Source organism: Streptomyces sp. NPDC004561 (assembly GCF_053602155.1).
On the sequence record NZ_JBSGDB010000921.1, the window covers coordinates 1 to 1,197 of the forward strand.

Below are 1,197 nucleotides of genomic sequence, written 5' to 3' on the forward strand. Positions count from 1 at the left end.
GTACGGACCCGGTACAACACCCCGTTGATCACCCGGCGGTGATCGCTCCACCGGCCCCCACGTGCACCACCGCGAGGTAAGAACGACTCCAGCCGATCCCACTCCGCATTCGTCAGGTCTCCGCGTCCCATGCAGCCAGCCTGCCCCCAACGCCTCACTCACGAAGGGAGATCCGAGAAACAGCGCCTAGTGCTGGATTCCGCTTTTGATGGGTATAGCTGCTGATAGCGGGGCAGTTGCGGGTGCTCGGGGGCGGGTGCTGGGTAGTGGTGCTGAGGGCACGGCCGAGCCGTGACGAGGGCGAGCAAGCGGTGGTCCACCGCCTGGCGGCTGACAGGAAGGCGCCGAAGGTTCTGGTGGAGCGGTGCTGGATGGTCGAGCTGAGCTGGGACGGCTGGCTGGTCCCGCAGATCGCTGACCAGGTCGGGTGCAGTCAGAAGACGGCGCACGCGCTCGTGGACGCGCTCGAGAGATGCGGACTTCGAGGGAAAAGGACGCGGATCGTCGAGCTCTACACCAGCCCGCCCGCCGGCGCGACGGTCGTCTGCGCCGACGAGCTCGGCCCGGTGATCCCCCGCACCTTCCCGCCGGCACCGGGCTGGTCACCGGACGGACACCGCATCAAGAACGAGATCGACTACTCCCGCGGACCGGAGAAAACCTGGGTCTACGGCGGCTTACGCGTCCGCGACGGCCAGGAACTCACGATGACCGCCACCTCCCGCAACAGCGCCTTCTACCAGCAGTTCCTTCAGCTGGTCGAGGACGCCAACCCCGGCGGGGACATCTATGTGATCACCGACAATCTGTCCTCGCACAACAGCGTGTCCACCCGGGCCTGGCTCGAGGACCACCCCCGCATCAGACACGTGTTCATCCCGGTCGGCGCCTGCTGGCTCAACCTCCAAGAGGGCTGGTGGCGCATCTTCCGCAAGACCGCCCTGGCCGGACGCTCCTTCGGCGACCGCGACCACATCACCCACGCCACCGAAGTGGCCACAGCCCAGCTGAACGCCCGCGCCCGACCCTGGATCTGGGGCAGACCCGCACCCCCCACCAGGCGTTTACGCCGCCGCTATGTGTACTTCCTTTGAGGAACGCATGAGGTTCCCCCGCTGTGTGGGAGTGGCTGACTAGCTGGTCAGGGCGGGTTGACGTGGTTTCAGGTTCACTTGTTCGGCCGCTGCCTGGCTGGCG

2 protein-coding genes are annotated in these 1,197 nt (G+C 66.8%); one reads left to right on the forward strand and one right to left on the reverse strand.

The features are described 5' to 3' along the window. Positions 1–131, reverse strand: a 131-nt coding sequence (locus ACWEN3_RS46705) for a transposase (protein WP_452984546.1), incomplete at its 3' end; no start/stop codon positions are given. Positions 132–371: 240 nt separating this feature from the next. On the opposite strand from ACWEN3_RS46705, the gene ACWEN3_RS46710 reads away from it, so the two are divergent. Next, the gene (locus ACWEN3_RS46710) at positions 372–1,094 is read left to right on the forward strand and encodes an IS630 family transposase (protein WP_452984544.1); all 723 of its coding nucleotides are present in this window, start codon (positions 372–374) and stop codon (positions 1,092–1,094) included. The last annotated feature ends 103 nt before the right edge of the window (positions 1,095–1,197 follow it).